This is a genomic window from Agrobacterium sp. LAD9, assembly GCF_003031125.1.
GTDB classification, from domain to species: domain Bacteria; phylum Pseudomonadota; class Alphaproteobacteria; order Rhizobiales; family Rhizobiaceae; genus Agrobacterium; species Agrobacterium radiobacter.
Genome location: NZ_PHGS01000002.1, coordinates 157,955 through 177,673, shown reverse-complemented (window position 1 = coordinate 177,673; position 19,719 = coordinate 157,955). Strand labels below are relative to the sequence as shown.

Below are 19,719 nucleotides of genomic sequence, written 5' to 3'. Positions count from 1 at the left end.
AAAATTAGAAGAAGATTGCTAATTAAGCCCTAAAATTACTTCGTCGCGCCAAGCATAATCAGTGTTCGTAGTGGGCCGAGATGATTTTCCATGCATCGTCAGCCGTTTCAGCAAAATGCAGAAGATTCATATCTTCAGGTGCAATAGTGCCGAAGTCCGCCAGGAACTCGAAATTGATCACCGATCGCCAGAATTTCTCACCGAACAGGATGAGAGGAATTGGCTCCATGCGCTTCGTCTGGATCAGGGTCAACGCTTCAAACAATTCGTCCAGCGTGCCGAAGCCGCCGGGGAAGATCACCACGGCCTTCGCCCGCATCAGAAAATGCATCTTGCGAATGGCGAAATAGTGGAAGTTGAAGCTCAGCTCCGGTGTCACATAGGGGTTCGGCGCCTGCTCGTGCGGCAGGACGATATTGAGGCCGATGGACGGGCCACCCGCATCGGCCGCACCACGATTGCCCGCTTCCATGACGCCCGGACCGCCGCCGGTGACCACGACATATTCGAGGTGATCCGATTTTGCGGCATAGGCGGTGCAAAGACGGGCAAACTTGCGCGCCTCCTCGTAATAGACGGAGGATTGTTCCAGATTGCGCTTTTGGGTCTCGTTGCGCGCCGCCCAGGCTTCGCCGCCGGGTTCGGGAATGCGCGCGCCGCCGAACATGACGACGGTGGATTTTATGCCGCGCTCGGTGAGCGCCATTTCCGTCTTCAGAAGCTCAAGCTGCAGCCTGACGGGGCGCAATTCCTCGCGGCAGAGAAAATCCATGTCCACATAGGCGAGGCGATAGGACGGGGAGTCCGACTGCGGTGTTTTTTGAACGACCTCGGCCTGCTGCTTGTCCACAGCACTGCGCTTCAACGGGTCCCATACCCCGTCCTTGCGCCGCAACTTGCCGTTTTTCAGTCGTGTCATTTCCATGCCTTTCGTCTGACGCGCCAAATCACCCAAATCACATTGACGCCTTTCCAACACTCCCTTAGATCAAATGACCAAAGCCTTCCAGCGGCGCGGTACCATCCGTGACCATGAACACCACGCGACTTTAAGGAATTTTCCATGAGCCTTACGGATCTCACCTCCCTCGAAACCATCATCGAAACGGCGTTCGACAACCGCGATAGCGTGAACGTATCGACGAAGGGCGAGGTTCGCGACGCCGTGGACACATCTCTTCAACTTCTCGATAGCGGCAAGGTACGCGTTGCTGAGAAGCAGGCGGATGGAAACTGGAAGGTGAACCAGTGGCTGAAAAAGGCCGTGCTCCTCTCCTTCCGTCTGAACGACATGGAGATCGTCACCGGCGGCCCGGGCGAATCCACCTGGTGGGACAAGGTGCCGTCGAAGTTCGAAAACTGGGGTGAAAACCAGTTCCGCGCCGCCGGTTTCCGCGCCGTGCCGAACGCCGTCGTCCGCCGCTCCGCCTATGTGGCCAAGAACGTGGTGCTGATGCCCTCCTTCGTCAATCTCGGCGCCTATGTCGATGAAGGCACGATGGTCGACACCTGGGCGACTGTCGGCTCCTGCGCACAGATCGGCAAGAACGTGCATCTCTCCGGCGGCGTCGGCATTGGCGGCGTTCTGGAGCCGCTGCAGGCAGGCCCGACCATCATCGAGGATAATTGCTTCATCGGCGCCCGTTCGGAAGTCGTGGAAGGCTGCATCGTGCGCGAAGGCGCGGTTCTCGGCATGGGCGTCTTCATCGGCAAGTCCACCAAGATCGTCGATCGCGCCACCGGCGAGATCACCTATGGCGAAGTGCCGCCCTATTCCGTCGTCGTTGCCGGCACCATGCCGGGCAAGCCTTTCCCGAACGGCGAGCCGGGCCCGAGCCTCTATTGCGCCGTGATCGTCAAGCGCGTCGATGAAAAGACCCGCTCCAAGACCGGCATCAACGAGCTTCTGCGCGACTGATATAAAGCGACTGCCATGACCACGACCGATCCCGTTGCCAATCTCGCCGCCCTCATCCGTTGCCCTTCGGTGACGCCTGCCGAAGGCGGCGCGCTTTCCTTGCTCGACACCCTGCTTTCGCCGCTCGGCTTCAAGGTAGACAAGATAGTGGCGAGCGAGGCGGGAACGCCTGACGTGGAAAACCTCTATGCCCGGCTCGGCACCGAGGGTCCGCATCTGATGTTTGCGGGCCATACGGATGTCGTTCCCGTGGGCGACGAGGCGGCGTGGAGCCATCCGCCCTTTTCGGCTGAAATCGCCGGTGGCGAAATGTACGGTCGCGGTGCAGTGGACATGAAAGGCGGCATCGCCTGTTTCGTCGCCGCCATCGCCCGCCATATCGAAAAACATGGCAAGCCGCAGGGTTCCGTTTCCTTCCTGATCACCGGCGACGAGGAAGGTCCGTCTATCAACGGCACCTCCAAACTGCTGGAATGGGCCGCCGCCAACGGCGAGACGTGGGACGCCTGCGTGGTGGGCGAGCCGACCAATCCCGACCAGCTTGGCGACATGATCAAGATCGGTCGCCGGGGTTCGCTTTCCGGCCGCATCACCGTCCATGGCGTTCAGGGCCATGCCGCTTATCCCCATCTCGCCGACAACCCCATTCGCGGCCTGCTGCAGCTGACCCATGCGCTGATGCATCCACCCTTCGATCACGGCACGGATGATTTCCAGCCTTCCAATCTGGAAGTGACGACCGTCGACACCGGCAACGCCGCCACCAATGTGATCCCGGCGCGGGCGACAGCGGCCTTCAACATCCGTTTCAACGACACCTGGACAGCAGAAAGCCTGCGCGCGGAGATCATCCGCCGCCTCGACGCCGCTGCGGCCGAAGGTGAGCTTCGCCCCGACCGCGCGCCGGTGAAATATGAGATCGTCTGGGCCGACCGCCCGTCGCATGTCTTCCTGACGCGGAACAATGCGCTTATCTCGTCGCTCTCAGGCGCGGTTGAAGCCGTTACGGGCAGGGAACCGAAGCTTTCGACCACCGGCGGCACATCCGATGCACGCTTCATCAAGGATTATTGCCCTGTCGTGGAATTCGGCCTCGTCGGGCAGACCATGCATATGGTCGATGAACGCGTGGCCGTTGCCGATCTCGAGACGCTGACGCGCATTTACGAGACCTTTATCGAACGCTGGTTCGCCCATGCCGACGGCAAGTGAAATAAGGCTCTATCTGACCGGCCTGTGGCTTCTGCTGCTGGGTGACCACAATGGTGCGCGTTATCTTGATCTCTCCGAGCGCGGCATGTGGCGATCCTTCTATTCCGCCCTCTGGTGCCTGCCCGCCATGCTGGTTTCCTGGCTGTGGCTGCGCGCTGCCTTCCTCGCCAGCTATCCGCCGGGCACCGGAACGGGGTTCATCTTCTTCTTCCGTCTGGCGATGGTTGAGGCCATCTGCTGGATCGTGCCGCTGCTTTTGATCGGCATGCTACTATACGCCTTCGGCGCTCGGGAAAAATTCGCGCCGCTCGTCACCACCATGAACTGGCTGTCGCTGCCATTTTCCTATGCCTATGCGGTTCTGATCCTGATCGCGTTCTTCCTGCCGCCGCTGCAAGGACTGATCGCCGTTCTCTGGCTGGCACTGCTTCTATCGCTGGTCTTCGCCTTCTCGCGGATCGTGCGGTTCTTCATCCGCGATCAGTCGCTGCTCGTCTCGGCCATCGTCATGACGCTGCTGGTGCCGGGCATGCTTCTATCGGAAGCGCTGCAGCGTTTTCTCGGTGTGTATCCCGCCTGAGAACTGGCACAGCTTAAACGTCAGTCCGCATCCTCGGTCATGTCGACTTCGGGGCGCCGGCGCGGCGGAATGACGTCGGGATAATCGACCTGCATGAAATAAAGACCGTCCGGCGGTGCGACAGGGCCGCATGCCTTGCGGTCCCGTGCCTCCAGTGCGGCACGCACGTCCTCCGGCGTCATCGTGCCCTCGCCCGCCAGTTTCAGCGTGCCGGCGAAAGAGCGGATCTGGTTATGAAGGAAGCTCTGCGCCGTCGCGCGTATCTCGATGAGATCGCCATCGCGCGTCACATCCAGCCGGTCGAGCGTGCGCACGGGGCTGTTCGCCTGGCAATGGACCGAGCGGAAGGTGGTGAAATCATGCCGGCCGACGAGCATCTGGGCGGCTTCATGCATGCGCTCATGGTCGAGGTCCTTCGACACCCACCATGCCCGCTTGTGCTCCAGCGCCAGCCGGGCCTTGCGGCAAATGATGCGGTAGAGATAGTGCCGACGAAGGGCGGAAAAACGGGCGTCGAAATCCTCGGTCACGGAAGCGGCATCGAGAACGGCCACGGCTTCGCCCGCCATGGCGAGATGCGCATTGAGGGCGTTGCGAAGCTTGTAGGGCTCCCAGTCGCGCAAAAGATCGACATGGACAACCTGCCCAACGGCATGCACACCGGAATCGGTGCGGCCGGCGCCGCGAATGGAGACGCTCTCTCCCGTCAGCGAGCGAACCGCAGCCTCCAGCGCACCCTGAACCGAGGGGCCGTTATCCTGTCTCTGCCAGCCATAATAGGGCGTGCCGTCATATTCGACGGTCATGCGGAAACGCGGCATCAGCCGAGCCTCGTTGTGGCCGGAACGGGGGTGCCGCGCACGAAATCGGCCGCCGACATCGGTTTGCCGCCCGCCTTTTGCAGGCGGGTGAGCCGCACGGCCCCGCTGCCGCAGGCAATGGTCAGAGCATCGTCGAGCGCTGCGCCCGCTTCTCCCATGCCGCTAGCCAGTTCGGAGGCGAGAACCTTCACGCGCTCCGTCTTGCCGCCGATGTCCATTTCCAGCCATGCGCCGGGAAACGGCGAAAGGCCGCGAATGTGATTATGCACATCCTGCGAGGGCCGAGAAAAATCGATGCGAGTCTCGCCCTTGTCGATCTTCGCGGCATAGAGAACACCCTCTTCCGCCTGTGTGACGAGCGGCAGGTCATCTGCTTCCAGCTTGTCCATAGCCTGCCGCATCAACCGCGCGCCTGTTAGCATCAGGCTGTCATGCAACTCGCCGGCCGTCATGTTCTCGCCGATCGCGACTTTCGCGGTCAGCGCGACGGGACCGGTATCGAGCCCCTTTTCCATTTTCATGACCATCATGCCGGTTTCGGGGTCGCCGGCCATGATCGCCCGCTGGATGGGAGCAGCACCGCGCCAGCGCGGCAGTAGCGAGGCATGACCATTGTAACAGCCGAGACGCGTACCGGAGAGGATCGCTTCGGGCAGCAGCAGCCCGTAAGCCACGACAACCGCCACATCAGCATTGAATTCCCGGAACTGCTGACGATCTTCCTCAGCCTTGAAATTCACGGGCGTAAACACCGGGAGCCCCAGCAGTTCGGCAGCCTGATGCACCGGTGACTTCTGCAGATCGAGACCTCGGCGGCCGCCGGGGCGCGGCGGCTGGGTGTAGACAGCGACAACCTCGTGGCCCGCCTCCACCAATGCACGCAATGTGGGAACGGAAAAATCCGGTGTGCCCATAAATATGATGCGAAGAGCCATTGTCGCCCCCTGCCCTGTCGTCCATTCCGGTCCAGAGAGGACGGATCAGATCTTTGCGCGGGCCGCTTTCGTGAATTTCTTGATGACCATGTCGCGCTTCAGCCGCGAAATATGGTCGATGAACAGAACACCATTGAGGTGATCGATCTCGTGCTGCAGGCAGGTAGCGAGCAGACCATCCGCCTCGACCGTCTGCTGCTTGCCGTCACGGCCGACATATTGCACCGTGAGCGAGGCGGGACGCTCGACCTCGGCGTAGTAGTCGGGAATGGAGAGGCAGCCTTCCTCATAGGTCGAGACATCGTCCGACACCTTGAGGATTTCCGGGTTGATGAAGACGATCGGGGTCTTTTCCTCGCCTTCACGCGCAACGTCGATCACCAGCATGCGGCGCGCCACGCCGATCTGGATAGCGGCAAGACCGATACCCGGCGCATCGTACATGGTTTCGAGCATGTCGTCGGCAAGACGCAGAACCTCTGCATCCACCTTTTCGATGGGCTTCGATTGCTGGCGCAGCACGGGATCGGGCAAAATGATAAGCGGTTTGATGGTCATGGCTTCCCATAACGTATCTCTTGCGCGGAGGAAATAAAAAACACGAGGTTCAAATCGCCTCGGGCATCCACCCCGCCCGACTCATTTCCGCCACAGGAATGTTCTTGTTTTGATCTTCCGAATCACTGGAAATCTGCTAGATTTAATCATGAGTATAGATTTCTCCGTTCTCCTTGATCCCGCGCTGCGGGCCGGCTCCGTCGATATCAGCTTCGGCGCGCTGCTCGCGGCTCTGGTTTTCGGTCTGGTCACAACCTGGCTGGTCACGACAAACCGCGTGAAAAAAGCGGGAGCCGACGGTGAAATCTCCGATCTTCTGAAAACACAGTCCGAACTGCATGGCCGTATCGCGGCCATGGCGGAAACGCTCGGCACCCGCCAGACCGAGATGAGCCAGACGCTCAACCAGCGCCTCGACGGCATGTCGCAGCGCATTGGCGAAACACTGACGGAACAGACCCGGTCGACCCATGAAAATCTGAGCCGACTGCAGGAGCGCCTCGCGGTCATCGACGCCGCGCAGGGCAATATTCAGGATCTCGCCAAGGACGTAGTCGGACTGCAGGCCATCCTTTCCAACAAGCAGACCCGTGGCGCCTTTGGGCAGGCACGCATGGAAATTCTGATCGCCGATGCCCTTCCCGCCGGCGCTTTCCAGCTTCAGCCGACGCTTTCGAACGGTTACCGGCCGGACTGCACCATCAAGATGCCGAACAATGCGCCGCCGCTCGTCATCGACGCGAAGTTTCCGCTGGAGGCATGGAATGCCATCAAGGCGGATGAGACACCGGAAACCAAACGTGCCGCCGTTCAGCAGTTCCGCCGTGATATGGAAGTGCATATTCGCGATGTGGCCGAGAAATACCTCATCCGTGGCGAAACACAGGATACCGCCTTCATCTTCGTGCCGTCCGAATCGATCTTCGCCGATATCCACCAGCATTTCGAATATCTGGTGCAGCGCGCTCACCGCGCCCGTGTCGTCATCGTTTCGCCGTCGCTTCTGATGCTGTCGGTGCAGGTCATCCAGTCCGTGCTGAAGGATCAGCGCATGCGGGAGCAGGCGCACCTCATCCAGGGTGAAGTTGCCCTTCTGATGGACGATGTGCGGCGGCTGGACGACCGGACGCGCAAGCTGCAGGCCCATTTCGGGCTGGCGCAGAAGGACGTCGACATGATGCTCATCTCCTCGGACAAGGTGCTGGCACGCGGCCAGAAGATCGAAGGACTTGATTTCTCGCCAACGGAAAAAGACGCCCCGCATGGTGAAATCGAGCAGGCGCGCCGCTTTGCCGAAAACAGAGCCGGTGCGGCCAAATTGCGGGTAGTTGACGACGAGTGATCGTCTCGGGCAAAGTCGCCGCCTTGCTCAAATTTCATATGGACCCAGCGCCCCATGATTACTGTTTTCGGCTCCATCAACATGGACCTCGTCGCGACCGCCAAACGCCTGCCCAAGCCCGGTGAAACCGTAACGGGAGAGACATTCTCCACGGCCGCCGGCGGCAAGGGAGCCAATCAGGCGCTGGCCGCACGGCGTGCAGGCGCCGCAGTCAAGATGGCAGGGGCTGCGGGCGATGATACTTTTGCCGCACCGGCGCTGACATTACTGCGTGATGCTGGCACCGACCTGTCTCTGGTCAAGACTGCGCCCGGCCCGACGGGAACGGCGGTGATCCTGATCGGTGAAGGCGGAGAGAACATGATTTCGGTCATTCCCGCCGCCAATGGCGAGGTCTCCGCCTCCGATGCCGCAAAGACCGTATCCGACATGGCCGCTGGCGATATTCTGATGCTGCAGTTCGAGATACCGGCCGCAGCCATCGAAGCGGCGCTGACGGCCGCCAAGGCAAAGCGCATCACCACCGTCATCAACACAGCGCCGCTGACCGCAGACGGTCCGCGTCTTGCTGGCCTTGCCGATATCGTCATCGCCAATGAAACCGAGTTCGAGCTGCTGATCGGCAAGAATGGCCTCTCCAGCGTCGAGCGGGAAAACGAACTCAAGACCCTTCACGACAGGACCGGCCAGACATTGATCGTGACGCTTGGGGCGGACGGCGTGATCGCCATGCGCAACGGCAAGGTCTACAGGGCTTCCGGCCTCAAGATCGAGCCGGTCGATACGGTTGGTGCGGGCGATACCTTCTGCGGTTATCTCGCCGCCAGCCTCGATCAGGGGATGGATTTCGAAAGGGCGCTGAAGCGTGCCGCCGTTGCAGGCTCGCTCGCCTGCACGCGTGCCGGTGCCCAGCCTTCCATTCCGCTGGCAGCGGAAGTGGATGCGGCCCTCTGAGGGCTCAATCGCTCAACGACGGATGAAGGTGAGATAGGCCGAGCTGCGGCCTTCTCTTTTCGCCTTGTTTTCGTAGCGCGTGCCCGGCCAGTTGGCATAGGGCGTACGCCAGTCGTCAGCGCTCGTCGCCGTCCATTCAAAACCGCCATGCCGGGCGCAATGCTGCAGCGTCCAGTTGACGTATGTATCGATATCCGACGCAAAGCAGAATTTGCCGCCGGGTTTCAACACGCGATGGAAACGGGCGAGATTGACGTCCGAGACAAAACGGCGCTTCCAATGCTTCTTCTTTGGCCACGGATCGGGATAAAGCAGATCGATGTGATCGATCGACCCTTCCGGCAGCCAGTCGAGCAGCTGCGTCGCGTCATCGTCATAGAGCCGGATATTCATCAGCTCGCGTTCGCGCACGGTGGCGAGCAGTTTGGCCATGGAGTTAACGAAGGGCTCGACCCCGATGAAACCCGTCTCTGGGTTCTCAACCGCGCGGTGGGCGAGATGTTCGCCGCCGCCGAAACCGATCTCCAGACGGATCGATCGCACATCCGCCGGAAAAAGAGCGGCGAGATTTTGCGGCGGAGCGCTTTCCAGATCGATTTTCAGCAAAGGCAGCAGGTTCTCGATCGTATCGACTTGCTGATTGCGCAGGGGCTTGCCCTTGCGTCTGCCAAAAAACGCTTCCGTTGCGCGCGAACGCCGTTCTTCCGTCATCTCATACTCTCAAGAACAAATAGATTTAACCCGCACAGCGCCACATGAGGCATTGTGCGGGTTACAAAAGTTGGTGACGGTATCTCTCAATCGCCGTCAAATAACAAGTGTTAGGCGCTCAAAGCTTCCTTAAGCGGCTTCACCAGATCGAGCTTCTCCCAGGAGAAAGAGCCGTCACGGCCGGCCTTGCGGCCGAAATGGCCGTATGAGGACGTCTTGGCGTAGATCGGCTTGTTGAGATCGAGATGACGGCGGATACCCGACGGCGAAAGGTCCATGACCTTACGGATCGCGTTCTCGACCTGATCTTCACTGACCTTGCCGGTGCCATGCAGATCGACATAGATCGACAGGGGCTGGGCGATGCCGATCGCGTAGGAAATCTGGATTGTGCAACGCTCGGCAAGGCCGGCAGCCACGACGTTCTTGGCAAGATAGCGGGCGGCATAGGCGGCGGAACGGTCAACCTTGGTCGTGTCCTTGCCGGAGAATGCGCCACCGCCATGGGGGGCAGCGCCGCCATAGGTGTCGACGATGATCTTGCGGCCGGTGAGGCCCGCATCACCATCGGGACCGCCGATGACGAACTTACCAGTCGGATTGATATACCACTGGCAATCGTCGGCGATCTTCAGGTCGCCCAGAGCTTCGCGGATATAGGGCTCGACAACGGCGCGAACCTTCTTCGAATCCCAGCTTGCATCGAGATGCTGCGTGGACAGAACGATGGATACGGCTTCCGAAGCCTTGCCGTCGACGTAGCGAACCGTCACCTGGCTCTTGGCGTCGGGGCCAAGTTTCGCCGCTTCACCTTCGCCGCTCTTGCGGGCGGTGGCGAGCAGCTGGAGGATACGGTGAGAATAATAGATCGGCGCCGGCATCAGATCCGGCGTTTCCTTGCAGGCGTAACCGAACATGATGCCCTGGTCGCCGGCACCCTCGTCGCCCTGCTTGTCGGAAGCATTGTCCACGCCCTGTGCGATATCCGCCGACTGCGGGTGCAGGAGAACGTCGATCTTGGCGGTCTTCCAGTGGAAACCATCCTGCTCGTAGCCGATGTCACGGATCGCCTTGCGGGCGGCGGACTTGAACTTCGAAGGGTTGATGACCGGATGGCCGGCGGCGTCCTTGATGATCTTGCCGTCCTTGTCCTTTTTCAGAAGCGTATCGGGAACCCGAACCTCACCGGCGATAATAACGCGGTTGGTCGTCGCAAGCGTTTCACATGCGATGCGCACGGTCCACGGGTCAACACCCGTCTTGGACGCTTCACGATAAATAAGATCCACGATTTCATCAGAAATACGATCACAAACCTTGTCCGGATGACCCTCGGCCACGGACTCGCTGGTGAACAGGTAATTGGCACGCATGCGGGATTCCCCTCAAAGAACGGTCTTGGAGTTTGTTAGTCATTTCAGCCGCGAAAAACAAGGACACAACCACATAAATATATCTTTATGTGAGAATTCCTTTCCAATCCGGCACAAAAAAACGGTCCTTGCGGACCGTTGAGTGCCCGGCATCCCGTGCCGGAAATTTTCTGCGCTGTGCGGCCAGGCTCTACTCGGCATCGCCCTCGGCGGCGAGCGCCTTGACGAGATCAACGAGGCGACGGCGAACCTTGGGGTCGGCGATCTTCACGAATGCGCGGTTCAGCTGCAAACCTTCAGCCGAGGACAGAAAGTCGACCACGTAGTTGGAGCTCGACGCTTCCGCCATGCCGGTCGTACCGCCGACCTGATCGCCGGGCGCATCTTCGAAAAAAAAGGAAACCGGTACATTGAGGATCCCGGAAATATTCTGCAGGCGGCTGGCGCCGACGCGGTTGGTGCCTTTTTCATATTTCTGGATTTGCTGAAAGGTAATTCCAAGACTTTCACCCAGCTTCTCCTGGCTCATTCCGAGCATGGTTCTGCGAAGGCGAATTCGGCTTCCGACATGAATGTCGATGGGGTTAGGCTTTTTCTTATTCTCGGTCATCATGCGGTCCTGACACTCGGAAAGGGTTGATATCTCGCTTCAGTACTATTCGAAGAAATGAGCCGGTATTTCGACAACGGCTAAACTTGTTTTACGACTGACGTATTCACTATGCAATTGTGGGGGTTCGCGGTCAATTCTGGCGCCGCGCAAAACTCCACGCAGGCAATACCGCGACGATTATCAAGATGGAAAAAATCAACCAGAAATACGTCCGATGTGTGTCGTAGGTAAATGCGTCGTTTGACCCACCACTCAAAGTGGCGTCAACAATTCCGACCCGACCGTAGTCCAGCCCTGCAATAATGCGGCCATAGGGATCGATGATGGCAGAAATTCCGGTATTGGCGCCGCGAATCACCGGCACGCCCGTCTCAACGGCCCGTACTCTCGCCTGCAGAAAATGCTGATAGGGGCCGGGCGTATCACCGAACCAGCCATCATTCGTCACGTTCAGGATGGCGGCCGAGCCGGCCAGCCCGGGCGTCATCTCGCCCGGGAAAATGATCTCGTAACAGATCAATGGATAGAAGGTCTTGCCCGAAGGCAGCGTGAGCGGCGTACGCGAAGAGGCCGCGGAAAAACCTCCCGGCAGGGCAATGACATTGTCGATACCGAATTCCCGCAGGATGCCTTCAAAGGGGACATATTCGCCGAAGGGGGTCAGATGCACCTTGTCGGTCGCACCGATGATCTCGCCCTGGCTGTCGATCGCATAGACCGAATTATAATAACGCGGCGGCCGGCCGGCCCCCTGATCTTCCATTCTGACAGCGCCGGTGAACAGCACCTGTCCATCCTCCAGCGTTCTGGCGATTTCCGCCAGAGCATCCGGGTTTTGCGTCAGGATGAACGGGACGGAGGTTTCCGGCCAGACGATGATATCAGGGCGTTTTTTCCCTGCGCCCGGCGGCAGGGCCGTCAGCCGCAGATGCTCGCTGAAAATCTCGGCGCGGTCGTCGTTCAACATCTTGCGGGACTGATCGATGGAAGGCTGAACGATCCTCACCGTCAGGGCGTCCGCCGGGATCTCCGCCGGCGTCTGCAAGCGATAAAAGCCATAACCGAAGTGGGCGGCCAGCAGCAGACCCGCCAGCGCCAGCCCCGGTCCCATGCCTTTTTTCGTACCGATCAGCGCCGGTGCAGCGAAGATGAAAACCGCCAGCGTCGTGATACTGAAAAGACCGAGCAGATGCGCTGACTGCATCATGATCGGGATGGGCATGATGCCGTAACCGATGGCGTTCCAGGGAAAGCCGGTCGCCAGAAAACTGCGCAGCCACTCCGTAAAACCGAAAGCGGCGGCAAGCGCCGCGATGCGGCCAAGGCCATCCGACCAGAGGAGATTGGCGGCGGCAACCGCAAAACCGTAAAACAGCGCCAGAAACGCCGGCAGACCGAGGATGGCAAGTGGCAGCGCCCAGGCGAATTCATCCGCTTCCAGCAGAAGCGCATTGCCCAACCACCACAGGCCGGCCACGAAATAGCCAAGTCCGAAACACCAGCCGATGCCAAAAGCGGGCAGGATTCGGCTAAAGAGGCCGCCGCCGGGCTTTCCCGTGCAGCCGTCCACGAGCCAGACGAGCAGGGTAAAAGACAGAAATAGCGCCGCAAAAAAGCCGAATGGAGGCAAGGCAAGCGCCCCGACCGCACCTGCAGCAATCGCCATCACTGCGCGGCTCATGCCGCCGGCCAGCATTACCCTGCCTGCAAGACGCTCCATGCCATCTCCGTTTATGCGCGTGTGGAAAAGCCCGCAGCCACGGAATTTCCCCTCAGACTCGACGTAAAGGAAAAAAGATTCGCAGTCCACAGGAGGGATGGCAGCCAGAGCGCCGTGCGGCCTTTTGGCCGCTCCGACCTGTCAAATTGCTGCGTGGCGGAGGTGACGGGGCATCCCGTCACCTTTCCTAATCGGCGTTCTGCTGGTGCGTGATGAGGCGAACATCCGGCGCGGGCAGCGCAATGACCCCGTTGGCTTCGCCCGGAGCGCGGTCATCCTCACCTTCGGAGCCATGATCCCGGGCGATACGAACGCCCTTGATGCGCCGGCTATCCGCATCGAGAATCTGGAACTCGAAACCGGGCACTGCCCGAACCACCTCGCCCTTGGCCGGAATGCGGCCGAGTGCAAAGAAGATGAGGCCGCCAAGCGTGTCGATTTCTTCGAGATGTTCGCGCACGTCGAATTCCGGCCCGATCACCTCGGCAAGTTCGGTGAGTTCCGCACGAGCATCGGCAACAAGCACATCGGCGGAAAGGCGCGAGAACATCGCCTCGTCCTTGTCGTGCTCGTCATCGATATCGCCTACGACCATCTCAACGATATCCTCGTGGCTGACGAGGCCGTCCGTGCCGCCATATTCGTCGATAACAAGTGCAAGCTGTGTTCTCTGCGCCTGCATCGTCTTCAAGAGATCGGAAGCGAGCATCGAGGGCGGTGCGAATAGAATTTTGCGCACCAGCCCGGCATCGGCGACCGTCTGCTCAAGATCCACCCGAGCCAGATCGAAATTGGGCCGCGGTGAGCGCGGCGCCTTCACCTCGCCATAAGCGACGCTTCGCGATCCGGCGCGGCGCTTGTTGCGGGCCTGCTTGGCGACATAGGCCAGCAGATCGCGAATGTGGATCATACCCTTCGGGTTATCCAGCGTCTCATCGTAGACCGGCATCCGGGAACGTCCGGTTTCCTCGAAGAGGATCAGCGCGTCGCCGATCGTCATGTTCTGGTCGAGACCATCGATATCGACCCGCGGGATCATGATATCTTCGACCCTGATCTCACGGAAACGGAGGATATTGTTCAGCATCGCCCGTTCTTCAGGCGAAAAGGCCGCACCGATTTCGGTGTCGTCCATCAGTGCATCGGTCAGATCCTCGCGCAGGCGTTCGCCCTGGGATGGTTTCAGCAACCGTGCGATGCGTGACCAGATGGTCGATTTCGGCTTGGCATTGTAGTCGTGACGTAAGTGACTACTGCCCTCCTCCGAAGAGGACTGCTCGCCGTTTTCTCTGCCCTCATTGGCAGGTCGTGCAGAATGTTCGTTCATGGCTCCAGACAATATTTAAAGCGGTTCCTGACCCGCGTAGGGATCAGATAGGCCAAGCACCGCCAAAATGCGAGTCTCAAGCGACTCCATTTCTTCCGCTTCTTCCTCGTCCATGTGGTCATAACCGAACAAATGGAGGAACCCGTGGACGAGAAGATGGGTCAGATGATCCTCGAAACTCTTCTCAAGTTCAAGAGCCTCGCGTTCAACCGTCTCGCGCGCGATGACGATATCGCCCAGCATCGGGCCCGGCATACCGCCCGGTTCCAGCGGAAAAGCGGGGAAAGACAAGACATTGGTCGCCTTGTCCTTGTCGCGCCACTCGGCGTTGATTTCCCGGATATTTTCATCGTCGGTGAAGACCAGCGAAAGTTCCACGGGCATTTTCGGGAAGGGTTGCTCCTCTTCCCGCTTCAAAAACTCAACCGCCGCATCCAGCACTTTGGTTGCAAAGGCAAGCAGGTCCTCTTCCGAGGACCAGCCTTCGGCCTCGACGCTGATTTGAATATCCAGAGCTGTCATTGTTTTTGCGTCAGTCGCCCTTCACGAGGCTTTCGTCCGGCACGGCCGTGTGGGATTCGTAAGCCCGGACGATGCGCGCCACCATCGGATGACGCACGACGTCGACATCCTTGAAGCGGACGACGGACACGCCTTCGACATCGGTGAGGATTTGCAGGGCCTCGACAAGACCGGATTTTACGCCGCGCGGCAAATCCACCTGGCTCGGGTCACCGGTCACGATCATGCGGCCGTTTTCGCCAAGACGGGTCAGGAACATCTTCATCTGCATCGTCGTGGTGTTTTGGGCTTCGTCCAGAATTACGGCGGCGTTGGCGAGCGTGCGTCCGCGCATGAAGGCCAGCGGCGCGATTTCGATGACGCCCGCCTGAATGGCGCGCTCCACCTTGTCACCCGGCATCATGTCATAAAGCGCGTCATAAAGCGGGCGCAGATACGGATCGACCTTTTCCTTCATGTCGCCGGGCAGGAAGCCCAGACGCTCGCCTGCCTCAACGGCGGGGCGTGAGAGGATGATGCGGTCGACCGCGCCGCGCTCCAGCAGCTGCGCCGCATGCGCCACTGCCAGATAGGTCTTGCCGGTGCCGGCGGGACCGACGCCGAAAACCAGCTCGGACTGTTCCAGTGCCCGCATATAGACATCCTGCGTCGGGGTGCGGGCAGCAATAGTCTTCTTGCGGGTGGAAATCTGCGCCATGGAAATCTTCGCCTTGCGCTCCATGGTCGGCAAGGTCAGCTGGTCGTCTGCGGCCATGGCCATGCGGATCGCGCCTTCCACGTCGGAAACCTCGGCGGTGCCGCCCTTGAGCAGGCGCTCGTAAAGGAAATCCAGCGCCCGGCGGGCCTGGTTGGTAGCAACCATATCGCCGGTGATGGCAACGGAATTGCCGCGCGGGCGGGCGTCGATATTGAGGCGCTGCTCCAGGAGCTTCAGGTTCTGATCGAACTGACCGAATAGCTCTCCCGCTATCCTGTTATTCTCGAACGTGAGGACGAAGTGATTGGCGTCGGTCGCGGCTTGGCGTGGCTGGCGCGATGAATTTGATACCAATTCGTGTGCGTTCAAGCGGTCAGGCTCCTGTCCCAATCAGTGTCGGCTCCCCACTCTAACTCCCTGCCACCTCGGCAAACAAGCTGTTTGGACCCGTTGCGGTGATTCGTACATTAACAATGTCACCGATTTTCAACGTCTTTGCATCAAGATTCACGGATTGCAGCCAAGGAGAGCGACCTATCAACTGCTCATGCATGCGGCCGGGCTTTTCCAGCAGCACATCCATGGTTTTTCCGACCAGCGATTCCGCAAATTCCTTCTGCTGCCGCAGCAACAGCGCCTGCAATCTCTCCAGCCGCTCAGCCTTCACGTCTTCCGCAACCTGATCCGTGAGATCGGCACCCGGCGTGCCGGGACGGGTGGAATATTTGAACGAAAAGGCCTGCGCGTATTTTACCGTCTCGACCATCGCCATCGTATCTTCGAAATCGCGATCCGTCTCACCGGGGAAACCGACAATAAAGTCCCCCGACATGGCAATATCAGGGCGGGCGGCGCGGATTTTTTCGATAAGCTGGATATATTCCTCACCCGTATGGCGGCGGTTCATCGCTTTCAGAATGCGGTCTGAACCGGACTGCACCGGCAGGTGTAGATAGGGCATGAGGATACGCAGATCGCGATGCGCGCCGATCAGGCGGTCATCCATGTCGCGCGGATGGCTGGTGGTATAGCGAAGCCGCGCAAGCCCGGGAATTTCCGCCAGCCGATACAGCAATTCGGCAAGGCCCCATTTCTCGCCCTTCGGGCCTTCGCCCTGCCAGGCATTCACGTTCTGGCCGAGCAGAGTGATTTCGCGCACGCCGGCATCGACGAGCTTCATCGCTTCATCGACGATCTGGCGCACGGGGCGCGAGACTTCCGAACCGCGCGTATAGGGCACGACACAGAAGGTGCAGAACTTGTCGCAGCCTTCCTGCACCGTCAGAAACGCCGTGACACCGCGCGTGCGCAGCGTCGCCTTTTCGGCGACCGGAAGATGCTCGAACTTGTCTTCGACGGCGTATTCGGTTTCGATGACGCGCTCGCCGCCGCGTACGCGCTTCAGCGCATCCGGCAGGCGGTGATAGGTCTGCGGGCCGATGACGACATCGACGGCAGGCGCACGGCGCAGGATTTCCTCGCCTTCCGCCTGTGCCACACAACCGGCAACGCCGATCATGAATTCGCGGCCCTGCTCTTCGCGGGATTTTTTCATGTCACGCAGTCGGCCGAGCGCCGAATAGACCTTTTCAGCCGCCTTTTCGCGGATATGACAGGTGTTCAGTAGAACCAGATCCGCCTCGCCCATATCCTCCGTCTGAACGTAACCATCCTTCGCAAGCGCATCGCTCATGCGGACGGAATCGTAGACATTCATCTGACAGCCATAGGTCTTGATGAAAACCTTACGGTTGTTCGAGCCCTCGCGGGCGATCATGGGTGTGGCGTCAAGGCCAAGCGTTTCCTGGGTCATGGCGGCTATCTAGTGTTTTTCCCGGCCAGATTAAACAGAAAAATGCCGGAAAAGCTACGATCTCACGAATTCCGCCAGCCGCCGCGCAGGCTGAAGGCCAGCATGGAGCGGATAGCGGCGGCAACATCGGTCGCCAGTCGCTTGCGGTTGTCAGCGCTGTGAAACGCAACGCTGTCACCGAATGTCACGTCGACATCAATGGCACCGGCCCTGATGATGCCGAGCAGATGCGGCACGAGCGTGATGCTGCCCGGCCAGGCGGCAATGACGCGGTGGTAACGACCCATGGCCATGCCATGCACCCGCGTATAGGCGATAGCGACCGGCTGCACATACACCAGCTTGCCCGGAACCTGTTCAGCCGCAGTGGAAGCCGCGCCGAACAACGAGGATTTGACGGCGAGCATGCGGTTGCCATCCGAGGTGGTCCCTTCGGGGAACAGGACGACAATCTCGCCATCGGCCATGCGGCTGGCGATCTCGCTCACCTGCGCGCCGGTGCTGCGCTTCTGCTCGCGCTGCACGAAGATGCTTTTCTGCAGCCGGGCAAGCCAGCCGAAAACCGGCCAGTCACGCACCTCCGTCTTGGCGATGAATACCACGTCGGCAATGCTGCCCAAAACGAGGATGTCTTTCCACGAGGCGTGATTGACCGCCAGCATCAACGGTTTCGCGCGCTCCACATCCCCGTGGACGTGAACGCGGATGCCCAGAACATGGCAGGCGATGCGGTGCCAGAGGCGCGGAATGCGGCGGCGAAGCCGCCAGTCGAAGGCAAGGCCCAGCAATTGCAGCGGCAGCAAGACGAGCGTGACGATCAGGAGAACGATCGCAATATAGGCTGTCCGCAGCCACATCATGATGGGAACGCCCGCTTGCTCACCGGCGTCTCAGTGTTCGCCGGGCTTCAATGGCACGCCGTAAAGTTCCAGCCGGTGATCCACGAGCTTGAAGCCGTGTTCGCGGGCGATCTTTTCCTGCAGGGCCTCGATCTCGGCCGAATGAAATTCGATGACCACGCCGTTCTTCAGGTCGATCAGATGATCGTGATGCTCTTCGGGCACGGTCTCATAACGCGAGCGGCCATCGCGAAAATCGTGACGCTCGATGATGCCGGCATCCTCGAACAGCTTCACCGTTCTATAAACGGTGGAAATCGAGATGCGCGGATCCACGGCGGAGGAACGACGGTAAAGCTCCTCGACATCGGGGTGGTCCGCAGATTCCTGAAGGACACGGGCGATGACGCGGCGTTGGTCGGTCATCCGCATGCCGCGCTCGGCACAAAGCTCCTCCAGCGTTTTCGAAAGGTCTGTCACGTCTTCTGGCCTTTTGAGAATTCCGGTTTGCGGCTTTCGCCGAAAAAATGCCTGTCGCAGGGAACTAGCGAAGATCGCGACGCATGACAAGCGCCGTCGACTTCGTTCCATCCTTGGCGGTGTAATAGGCCTTGCGTTCCGCGACGGTTTTGAAGCCGAGCTTCCTGTAGAGCCCGAGAGCGGAAACATTCTTATTGTCCACCTCGAGAAACATGGTTTCAGCGCCACGCATCATCGCCTCGCGGATCGCCGACTGCATCAGACGCCAGCCGAGACCCGCGCGTGCGAACTTGTCGGCCACGGCAACGGTGAGGATTTCCGCCTCGCCCGCCACTTCCCGCGCCAGCACGAAACCGCCAAGCGGCTTGCTGAAAAATGCGTTGGTCTGGCGTGCGACGGCGCCGAAAACCGACCCTTGCGTCAATAGTCCGGAGAACTCCCCGTCGTTCCACGGGCGCGGGAAGCGCAAGGCATGCAAATCCGACACCGCGGCGCAATCCTCATGCTGCATCGGCACGATCTCGAAATAGGGTTTCCAGGTCAGATAATCGTCAAACATCACAAAAATCAGGCATCACAAAAATCGGGCATCACGGGAATCAACGGCATGCATCAAGGCTTGCCCTATCAGGCAACGCCCTGACGTGCCAGCGCAAAACCAGTCTGTGGCCGGGCGTCCGGCCCGCGCAGATAAAGCGGCGCGGGTTTCGGCTGGCCCGCCGGCTTGCGCGCGGCCGCACGCGCCACCGAGGCAATCGGGAAATGATCCGGCCCGGAACCGATCTCCGCACCCGCGAAAAGGGGTGCAGCGGAACCGATGACGGCGCCATCGAAACCTTCGATGACCATCCTGGCGTCTTCAAGCGACAGGAGGCCGGCATCGCGAAGCGGCGATCCGTCAGCCGAAAATGTCTGGAGATAGGTTTCGCCGCGCTTGGCATCCAGCCCGACAGCCACGGGCCGGTCGGGGTTTTCCAGCAGGTGATGCAGGGCAAGCGTCTCGAGCGTGGTCACGCCCATTGCTTCAATGCCGAGCGACAGGGCAAAACCACGCGCAGCAGCAACACCGACACGGATACCGGTGAAAGACCCCGGCCCGATCGTCACGGCAATGCGTTCGACATTCTGGAGCGACAGTTGCGCCTGCTCCAGAGCCCCGTCGATCACGGCCATCAGCCTTTCGGCATGGCCCTTGCCGATCGTTTCGCAGACCTCTCCGAGCACCCTGTCTGAGGTGCTGTCATAGATGCAGGCGGAACAATCCACACCTGAGGTGTCGAGTGCGAGAACAATCATGACCTGGC

21 protein-coding genes are annotated in these 19,719 nt (G+C 60.0%); 5 read left to right on the top strand and 16 right to left on the bottom strand.

Annotation, left to right across the window (positions count from 1 at the left end):
• Positions 1-58 precede the first annotated feature (58 nt).
• Positions 59-925 (bottom strand): LOG family protein, encoded by an 867-nt coding sequence (locus DA915_RS01615; protein ID WP_371412704.1) that lies wholly within the window; start codon positions 923-925, stop codon positions 59-61.
• A gap of 138 nt (positions 926-1,063) precedes the next feature.
• On the opposite strand from DA915_RS01615, the gene dapD reads away from it, so the two are divergent.
• Genes dapD through DA915_RS01600 form a run of 3 tightly spaced genes read left to right on the top strand, consistent with a single transcriptional unit; the run spans position 1,064 to position 3,710 of the window.
• Complete coding sequence (gene dapD / locus DA915_RS01610; RefSeq protein WP_107674975.1) at positions 1,064-1,918, top strand: 2,3,4,5-tetrahydropyridine-2,6-dicarboxylate N-succinyltransferase; 855 nt, start codon at positions 1,064-1,066, stop codon at positions 1,916-1,918.
• A 15-nt stretch (positions 1,919-1,933) separates the two neighbouring features.
• Positions 1,934-3,130, top strand: a complete 1,197-nt coding sequence (gene dapE, locus DA915_RS01605) for a succinyl-diaminopimelate desuccinylase (RefSeq protein WP_107674974.1) — start codon at positions 1,934-1,936, stop codon at positions 3,128-3,130.
• Positions 3,114-3,710: a hypothetical protein gene (locus DA915_RS01600; protein WP_003503718.1), complete on the top strand. Its 597-nt coding sequence runs from the start codon at positions 3,114-3,116 to the stop codon at positions 3,708-3,710. Before dapE ends, DA915_RS01600 begins: the two co-directional genes overlap by 17 nt.
• Before the next feature lie 20 nt (positions 3,711-3,730).
• Here DA915_RS01600 and truA read toward each other — a convergent pair whose 3' ends face one another.
• From truA to def, 3 genes are read right to left on the bottom strand one after another with little or no spacing between them, the layout of a single operon-like run.
• Entirely contained in the window at positions 3,731-4,531 is an 801-nt protein-coding gene (gene truA / locus DA915_RS01595) for a tRNA pseudouridine(38-40) synthase TruA (protein ID WP_107674973.1), read from the bottom strand.
• The gene (gene fmt, locus DA915_RS01590) at positions 4,531-5,466 is read right to left on the bottom strand and encodes a methionyl-tRNA formyltransferase (RefSeq protein WP_107674972.1); all 936 of its coding nucleotides are present in this window, start codon (positions 5,464-5,466) and stop codon (positions 4,531-4,533) included. Before fmt ends, truA begins: the two co-directional genes overlap by 1 nt.
• Positions 5,467-5,511: 45 nt before the next feature.
• Positions 5,512-6,024 carry a peptide deformylase gene (gene def / locus DA915_RS01585; RefSeq protein ID WP_003503724.1) on the bottom strand — a complete coding sequence of 171 codons (513 nt, stop codon included), beginning with the start codon at positions 6,022-6,024 and terminating at the stop codon, positions 5,512-5,514.
• Positions 6,025-6,172: 148 nt separating this feature from the next.
• Here def and DA915_RS01580 point away from each other — a divergent pair, with 148 nt between their 5' ends.
• Both DA915_RS01580 and DA915_RS01575 read left to right on the top strand, forming a co-directional pair.
• The gene (locus tag DA915_RS01580; protein ID WP_003503726.1) at positions 6,173-7,366 is read left to right on the top strand and encodes a DNA recombination protein RmuC; all 1,194 of its coding nucleotides are present in this window, start codon (positions 6,173-6,175) and stop codon (positions 7,364-7,366) included.
• Between the two features lie 54 nt (positions 7,367-7,420).
• On the top strand, positions 7,421-8,320 hold the full coding sequence (locus tag DA915_RS01575) for a ribokinase (protein WP_003503729.1): 900 nt from the start codon (positions 7,421-7,423) through the stop codon (positions 8,318-8,320).
• Positions 8,321-8,332: 12 nt separating this feature from the next.
• Here the strand turns inward: DA915_RS01575 and trmB are convergent, their stop codons facing one another.
• The 12 genes from trmB to tsaB form a co-directional block, all read right to left on the bottom strand.
• Positions 8,333-9,031 (bottom strand): tRNA (guanosine(46)-N7)-methyltransferase TrmB, encoded by a 699-nt coding sequence (trmB, locus tag DA915_RS01570; protein ID WP_003503731.1) that lies wholly within the window; start codon positions 9,029-9,031, stop codon positions 8,333-8,335.
• Between the two features lie 110 nt (positions 9,032-9,141).
• A complete protein-coding gene (gene metK, locus DA915_RS01565; protein ID WP_003503733.1) occupies positions 9,142-10,404 on the bottom strand; it encodes a methionine adenosyltransferase in 1,263 nt (420 codons plus the stop codon).
• Between the two features lie 190 nt (positions 10,405-10,594).
• Complete coding sequence (locus DA915_RS01560) at positions 10,595-11,014, bottom strand: helix-turn-helix domain-containing protein (RefSeq protein ID WP_003503735.1); 420 nt, start codon at positions 11,012-11,014, stop codon at positions 10,595-10,597.
• Positions 11,015-11,147: 133 nt separating this feature from the next.
• On the bottom strand, positions 11,148-12,737 hold the full coding sequence (gene lnt / locus DA915_RS01555; RefSeq protein WP_107674971.1) for an apolipoprotein N-acyltransferase: 1,590 nt from the start codon (positions 12,735-12,737) through the stop codon (positions 11,148-11,150).
• A gap of 187 nt (positions 12,738-12,924) precedes the next feature.
• On the bottom strand, positions 12,925-14,064 hold the full coding sequence (locus tag DA915_RS01550; protein ID WP_020011047.1) for a hemolysin family protein: 1,140 nt from the start codon (positions 14,062-14,064) through the stop codon (positions 12,925-12,927).
• A gap of 15 nt (positions 14,065-14,079) precedes the next feature.
• Positions 14,080-14,586, bottom strand: a complete 507-nt coding sequence (gene ybeY / locus DA915_RS01545) for an rRNA maturation RNase YbeY (protein ID WP_003503742.1) — start codon at positions 14,584-14,586, stop codon at positions 14,080-14,082.
• 10 nt (positions 14,587-14,596) lie between these two features.
• On the bottom strand, positions 14,597-15,652 hold the full coding sequence (locus DA915_RS01540) for a PhoH family protein (protein ID WP_003503744.1): 1,056 nt from the start codon (positions 15,650-15,652) through the stop codon (positions 14,597-14,599).
• Positions 15,653-15,692: 40 nt separating this feature from the next.
• The gene (miaB, locus tag DA915_RS01535; RefSeq protein ID WP_192886379.1) at positions 15,693-17,096 is read right to left on the bottom strand and encodes a tRNA (N6-isopentenyl adenosine(37)-C2)-methylthiotransferase MiaB; all 1,404 of its coding nucleotides are present in this window, start codon (positions 17,094-17,096) and stop codon (positions 15,693-15,695) included.
• A gap of 62 nt (positions 17,097-17,158) precedes the next feature.
• The gene (locus DA915_RS01530) at positions 17,159-17,956 is read right to left on the bottom strand and encodes a 1-acyl-sn-glycerol-3-phosphate acyltransferase (RefSeq protein ID WP_087743290.1); all 798 of its coding nucleotides are present in this window, start codon (positions 17,954-17,956) and stop codon (positions 17,159-17,161) included.
• A gap of 30 nt (positions 17,957-17,986) precedes the next feature.
• Complete coding sequence (locus tag DA915_RS01525; RefSeq protein WP_003503749.1) at positions 17,987-18,415, bottom strand: Fur family transcriptional regulator; 429 nt, start codon at positions 18,413-18,415, stop codon at positions 17,987-17,989.
• A gap of 64 nt (positions 18,416-18,479) precedes the next feature.
• Positions 18,480-18,974, bottom strand: coding sequence for a GNAT family N-acetyltransferase (locus DA915_RS01520; RefSeq protein WP_003503751.1), 495 nt, complete (start codon positions 18,972-18,974; stop codon positions 18,480-18,482).
• A 68-nt stretch (positions 18,975-19,042) separates the two neighbouring features.
• Positions 19,043-19,711: a tRNA (adenosine(37)-N6)-threonylcarbamoyltransferase complex dimerization subunit type 1 TsaB gene (gene tsaB / locus DA915_RS01515; protein ID WP_107674970.1), complete on the bottom strand. Its 669-nt coding sequence runs from the start codon at positions 19,709-19,711 to the stop codon at positions 19,043-19,045.
• Between the last annotated feature and the right edge of the window lie 8 nt (positions 19,712-19,719).